This window comes from Microbacterium sp. Bi128 (assembly GCF_918698205.1).
Genome location: NZ_CAKKMM010000241.1, coordinates 1 through 6040, shown reverse-complemented (window position 1 = coordinate 6040; position 6040 = coordinate 1). Strand labels below are relative to the sequence as shown.

General features: G+C 66.2%; 5 protein-coding genes. 2 read left to right on the top strand and 3 right to left on the bottom strand.

Annotated elements, in window-relative coordinates; all coding sequences use genetic code 11:
- Positions 1 to 847 (top strand): hypothetical protein (locus LQV45_RS15910; protein ID WP_230007876.1); only part of this gene is annotated, 847 nt, incomplete at its 5' end.
- A 202-nt stretch (positions 848 to 1049) separates the two neighbouring features.
- A complete protein-coding gene (locus tag LQV45_RS15905) occupies positions 1050 to 2588 on the top strand; it encodes a stealth family protein (protein WP_230007875.1) in 1539 nt (512 codons plus the stop codon).
- A 43-nt stretch (positions 2589 to 2631) separates the two neighbouring features.
- Here the strand turns inward: LQV45_RS15905 and LQV45_RS15900 are convergent, their stop codons facing one another.
- The 3 genes from LQV45_RS15900 to LQV45_RS15890 all read right to left on the bottom strand — a co-directional run bounded on the left by LQV45_RS15900 (position 2632) and on the right by LQV45_RS15890 (position 5736).
- The gene (locus tag LQV45_RS15900; RefSeq protein ID WP_230007874.1) at positions 2632 to 3573 is read right to left on the bottom strand and encodes a phosphodiesterase; all 942 of its coding nucleotides are present in this window, start codon (positions 3571 to 3573) and stop codon (positions 2632 to 2634) included.
- A 244-nt stretch (positions 3574 to 3817) separates the two neighbouring features.
- Entirely contained in the window at positions 3818 to 5029 is a 1212-nt protein-coding gene (gene fdhA / locus LQV45_RS15895) for a formaldehyde dehydrogenase, glutathione-independent (protein ID WP_028278013.1), read from the bottom strand.
- Positions 5030 to 5250: 221 nt separating this feature from the next.
- Complete coding sequence (locus LQV45_RS15890; protein ID WP_230007873.1) at positions 5251 to 5736, bottom strand: glutathione peroxidase; 486 nt, start codon at positions 5734 to 5736, stop codon at positions 5251 to 5253.
- Positions 5737 to 6040 lie beyond the last annotated feature (304 nt).

Below are 6040 nucleotides of genomic sequence, written 5' to 3'. Positions count from 1 at the left end.
CGACGGTCCGGTCGCGAGCCCGGTCACCCGCGAGGTGCAGCCCGGCATCATCGCCGATCTGGTGGCCCTGGCCGCCGCCGGCGTGCCGGTCATCTTCAACACCGGCCGGTCGGACGCGTTCATCCGCGAGCAGGTCATGGAACCGATGATCGCCGCCGGGATGCCCGCCGGCACCCTCATCCACGCCATTTGCGAGAAGGGCGCCGTCTGGTTCAGCTACACCGCGGAAGGCCCCGGCCCGGTCCACGTGGACCACGAGCTCGCCATTCCGCAGGCCTTCGGCGATGACGTGCGCCGCCTGGTGGCCGAGGACTACTCCGCCCACATGTTCTACGACGAAACCAAGCGGGCCATGGTCTCCGTGGAGCAGCACATTGCCGTCGCCAACCCCGACTACCGGGCCGAGCAGGAACTCTTCGACGCCGACGCCATGGGCCTCATGGCCCGGCATGGGCTCGGCGTGGTGCGGCTGGACCACCACGTCCCCGATTCCGATGACCAAGTCGACTTCCGCGTCGATCCGACCATCATCTCCACCGATATCGAATCGGTCCGGCTGGGCAAGGACCTGGGCGCGAGCCGGGCCGTGGAGTTCCTGGCCGCGCAGGGGATCACGCCGCAGGCCTGGCGCACGGTGGGCGATTCCCGCACGGACTACGCCATGGCCGACTGGCTGCACCACAACGACCACGCCGTGAAGCACGTCGACGTCCGGCCCGCGGACGGCATCCCGGTCAAACCCTACGATGTCCTCACCGCCGCCGATCTGGGGCTCGGCGAAGACGTGATCCACGACGACGCCGGTGCCGCCTTCCTGCACCACTGGCGGGCCGTCGTCACCGGCTGAGGCCCTGCTCCGCCGTTACGCTTCACCGTTACGGTCCGTCACATTTCGTCGTCACGCACGCCGCGCGGCGGCCGGTTTTCCGCGGCAATTTTGAGGCCCGCGTTATCATGCAAGTAGACACCAACGCACTCAAAGAAGCGGGAGCTCAGACATTACCGAAGCAGCGATCCAAGACGAGATTTACTATGGCAGCCAGGCATCTGTGGACGCCCACGCCGAGGTCACGTCGGCGGCCGCAGTCGCCAGATTCCGGACCCGCTCCGATGTTGTCCGCCACCGCGGCCGCTATGCGCTGATCAACGAAAACCGCACGCCGTACCAGGCCATGGTCGAGGACCTGATGTTCCTGCGTTCTGTCCTGGCCGGCGCCGGTATCGGCTACCTGCTGGTCCGCGGCAACAACCACCGCCCTGTGGTCGCCGTCGACTGGAAAGACCGCAAGGAACTCCGCGACGCCCTCGTGGAGGCGTGCCGCGACGAGCCGATGTATTCCATGAGCGTGGATGCAAAGAAGAAGTCGTCCGTGCTGGTGGCCGACGGCGAGCTGTCGCCGAACCGCCAGGCCCGGATCTTCCGGCTTTACCGGCCCAGGGTCGAACCCGAAGGCGGTTTTGAATTCGGGGCTTCCGCCGGCGTCCAGCTGGAGCTGTGGAGCTTCGAAGGCGATCAGCTGATCCTGCCGATCGAGAACTCCCTGACGCGCCGCACCATGCTGGCCCAGGATGCAGTGCGCGGCACGGTGGAACGCTACGGCCACACGTGGCCCACCATCGAGAACATGTTCGCGGACCACGCCAGCGACATCAGCTTCGACGTCGACCTGGTCTTCTCATGGGTTGACGGCAGCTCCCCCGAGTACATCGCGGCCCGCCGCGCCCGCATGGCCGGCGTGGTGGTGGGCGAGGGCGATGACCACGAGGCCCGCTTCCGCCAGATCGATGAGCTCAAGTACGCCCTGCGCTCGGTGTACATGTTTGCGCCGTGGATCCGCCGGATCTTCATCGCCACGGACTCCCCCGCGCCGTCATGGCTGGCCGACCACCCGAGTGTGACGATCGTCCGGAGCGAAGAGTTTTTCGCCGACACGTCGGTTCTGCCCACGCACAATTCGCAGGCCGTGGAGTGTCAGCTGCACCACATCGAGGGGCTCTCCGAGCACTTCCTGTATTCGAACGACGACATGTTCTTCGGCCGCGCCGTGGGCCCGGACATGTTCTTCACCCCGGGCGGCATCACGAAGTTCATCGAGGCCGAGACCCGGATCGGCCTGGGCGACAACGACGCCGAACGCAGCGGCTTTGAGAACGCCGCCCGCGTGAACCGCAAGCTGCTCTGGAACCGCTTCGGCCGCATCACCACCCGGCACCTGGAGCACACGGCGGCCCCGTTGCGGCGCAGCGTGGTCGAGCAGATGGAGCAGGAGTTCCCGGCCGAGTTTGCCAAGACCGCCGCGAGTACCTTCCGGGCAGCGGACAACATCTCCGTGACCAACTCGTTCTACCACTACTACGCGCTGCTCACGGGCCGGGCCGTGACCCAGACAGCTGCCAAGGTGAGGTATGTGGACACCACGGCGCGGGCCGGCCTGAACTACCTGCCCAAGCTCCTGGCCAAGCGGAACATGGACTTCTTCTGCCTCAACGACGGCAGCTTCCCCGAGGTCCCGGCGGAAGAGCGGGCCGAACTGGTCACGGACTTCCTGGAGAAGTACTACCCCATCAAGGCGCCCTGGGAGAAGTAACGGACCGTGACCAAAACGGGCGCCGCGTCGGCCGGGGAGTGAATCAGTTCAGGGTGGTGTACCTGCGGTGCGCCGACGTCCGGGACGGGGCCTCGAGCTTGGCCTTCCCAGGGATATGGATCCCTGCGGCCGCGAGCCGGCGCTGGACTTCCTCCGGCGAGACCAGCTCCCCCACCGCCGGGGTGTCGCCGAGCAGCACCACGGAGTGCACGATCGTGTGTTCGTAGACGTGGACCAGGTTGAACGCCTGCCCGCCGTCGCGGCCTCGGGTGCCGCCGACCGGGACGTTCAGATCCTGCGTGTAGCAGGTGGCTGAAGCCACGGACACAGGGATGCCCGCGAACGTTGCGGTGGTCGAGTAGTGCAGGTGGCCGCCCAGGATGGCGCGGACATCGGAGTTGCGCAGGACGCCGGCGAGCGCCGGCTGGCCCCGGAGCTCCACGAGCACGGCAAGGTCCAGCACGGACGGTACCGGCGGGTGGTGCAGGGCAAGGATGGTCCCGTCCGGGGCCGGGGTGGCCAGTTCAGCAGCGAGCCAGTCCAGCTGGTCGTGGCTCAATTCACCATGGTGGAAGCCGGGCACGGAGGTGTCCAGGGTGATGATGCGCAGCCCGTTGACGAAGTAGCTGTGGTCCACGGGCGCGTCATTGTCGGCCTGGTCCAGGAGCCCGGCCCGGAAATTCGCCCGGTCGTCGTGGTTGCCCATCGCCCAGATGACCTTGGCCCCCAGGGCCTCGCACGCCGGATCCACGATGGCGCGGAGCTTGGCATACGCCTCGGGTTCGCCCAGGTCAGCCAGGTCGCCCGTGAAGATTACGGCTTCGGGGCGGGCCCCGGAGGCGTGGACCTCCTCGAAGAGTTGCCTGAGCAGGGCTTCGCTGTCCACGACGCCGTGCAAGGGTTGCGGACCCCCCAGCAGGTGGGGGTCGCTCAGGTGAAGTAGGAAATGACGTGGCCGGGGGTGTTCGGCCTCGATGCGCTCCATTGCTGCCTTCTTGGTTGGGTGGAAGCGGTGCTTCCAGGGTCCCTCTCAGTAAGAACTATCCAACCAGACATTGGGCAAACAATGTAAAAACTGGGACAGGCATATTGGAAAAATAAGCGTTAACAGGTGGCGTGCCCTCACATGCCCTTTCCGGCATATACGGGGGCGGGGACGCCCGGCGGCACTCCCGAAACCCCGGGGCTTCGGGGCGGGACGGACAGTGCCGCCGGGTTCACGGTTTCCGCTAGCTCAGGTAGCCGTTCGGGTTAAGCACGAACTTCGTCGCCGCGCCGGCGTCGAATTCCGCGTAGCCCTTCGGCGCGTCCTCCAGGGTAATCGCCTTCGCGTTGACGTTCTTGGCGATATGCACCCTGTCATGCAGGATGGCCATCATCAGCTGCCGGTTGTACTTCATGACCGGACACTGTCCCGTGGTGAAGCTGAGTGACTTTGCCCAGCCCGTTCCGAGGCTGAGCGAGAGCGAACCCTTCTTCGCGGCCTCGTCCACGCCGCCCGGGTCCCCGGTGACGTAGAGCCCGGGGATGCCCAGGGCACCGCCGGCGGCCGTTACCTCCATCAGCGAGTTCAGGACGGTGGCGGGGGCCTCGTGGGCTCCGGCCCCGTGCCCCTTGGCCTCAAATCCCACGGCATCCACGCCGCAATCGACTTCCGGGACGCCCAGGAGTTGCTCGATCTGCTCGGCCGGGCCGCCCTTACTCAGGTCGATGGTCTCGCAGCCGAAGCTGCGCGCCTGCGCCAGGCGGTCCGCGTTCATGTCACCCACAATCACGACGGCAGCACCCAGGAGCTGGGCACTGGTCGCCGCGGCCAGGCCCACGGGCCCTGCGCCTGCCACGTAGACGGTGGAACCGACGCCGACGCCTGCGGTGACCGCACCATGGAATCCGGTCGGGAAGATGTCCGAGAGCATCGTCAGGTCCATCATCTTTTCGAGGGCCTGGTCTTTGTCCGGGAACTTCAACAGGTTCCAATCGGCATACGGCACCAGGACGTAGTTGGCCTGGCCGCCTACCCAGCCGCCCATGTCCACATAGCCATAGGCGCTGCCCGGGCGGTCGGGGTTGACGTTCAGACAGATCCCCGTCTTGCGTTCCTTGCAGTTCCGGCAGCGCCCGCAGGCGATATTGAACGGGACGGAACAGATGTCCCCCACTTTGATGAATTCAACATCCGGACCCACTTCCACCACTTCTCCGGTGATCTCGTGCCCGAGCACCAGGTCGGCGGGAGCCGTGGTGCGCCCCCGGACCATGTGCTGGTCCGAACCGCAAATATTCGTGGCCACGGTTTTGAGGATTACGCCGTGGCGCACCTGCCGGCCCACGTTGGCGGGGTTGACCCCCGGGCCGTCCTTGAGTTCGAAGGTGGGGTAGTCAATGTCGATCAGTTCGACCTTGCCAGGCCCCTTGTAGGCAACGGCTTTGTTCCCTGTCATCTATTTCCTCCTGCTTTCACGGGCCCCGTGGTGGGCGCCCTGGTGTGATTCACGAAGTTCTTTGATGCGCCCTCCACAGGAACACCCGGCCATTCTGCCGACGGCTGCCAGAGTTGCTTGCGCCGCGGGGAAGCCCGGAATGTTGGAGGGTCCGGCCAGTCTAGGCGCTAAGCATGCTTAGGGATAGGGCTGAGTTCCTCTGGACCCCGGGGCCGGTCGGGTCAGTCGAGGGCGGACTGAACAGCCTCGATGATCTCCGGCGCGTCAGGCTCAACGGTGGGCGCAAAGCGGGCGATGACCTCGCCGTCGCGGTTCACGAGGAACTTCTCGAAGTTCCACTTCACCAGGCCGGGCAGGATTCCCGTCTTGAATTTGGTGAGCTCGGCGTAGAGCGGGTGCTGGTTCTTTCCCCGGACGTTGGCCTTGACCGTCAGCGGGAAGGTCACCCCGAAATTGCGCTCGCAGAACTCGGCAATCTCGGCCTCGCCGCCGGGCTCCTGCCCGGCGAACTGGTTGCAGGGGACGCCGAGGACCTGGAAGCCCTGGCCCCGGAACTTGTTGTGCAGCGCCTCGAGTCCAGCGTACTGGGGCGTGAAACCGCACTGGGACGCCACGTTGACCACCAGAACCACCTCGCCCTTGAATCGGCCAAAATCGGTCTCGGTCCCGTCGATGAGGGTCAGGGGAATGGAGTGCAGAGCTGTCATGGGGCGCGTCCTTGCGATGTCGATGGTCCGGAGCAGGGAATCTGAACTGGTCACTCCATTATTCGGCACCGGGGCCTGCGGGTATGGGTGTGCCTCCCGGACATGACGCCGGAACAACGCCCTGCGGCGCGGCGGCGGCTAGCCGCCGGGCGTCGCTGAGGGCGTCGCTGAGGGTTCTGTTGTCACTGCCGTCGTGGCCGACTGCGTGACCGCCCGTGGCTTCGGCGTATCGGCCGGCGCGGTGACCGGGTCCGGCTCCACAGTGAGCGGGGCCGGCACCGGAGTGGCCGTCTTGGCGGCAGCC

Excerpts from the sequence above, each read along its gene's own strand:
- LQV45_RS15900 (WP_230007874.1), bottom strand. The coding sequence starts at position 3,573 with ATGGAGCGCATCGAGGCCGAACACCCCCGGCCACGTCATTTCCTACTT.
- fdhA (WP_028278013.1), bottom strand. The coding sequence starts at position 5,029 with ATGACAGGGAACAAAGCCGTTGCCTACAAGGGGCCTGGCAAGGTCGAA.
- LQV45_RS15890 (WP_230007873.1), bottom strand. The coding sequence starts at position 5,736 with ATGACAGCTCTGCACTCCATTCCCCTGACCCTCATCGACGGGACCGAG.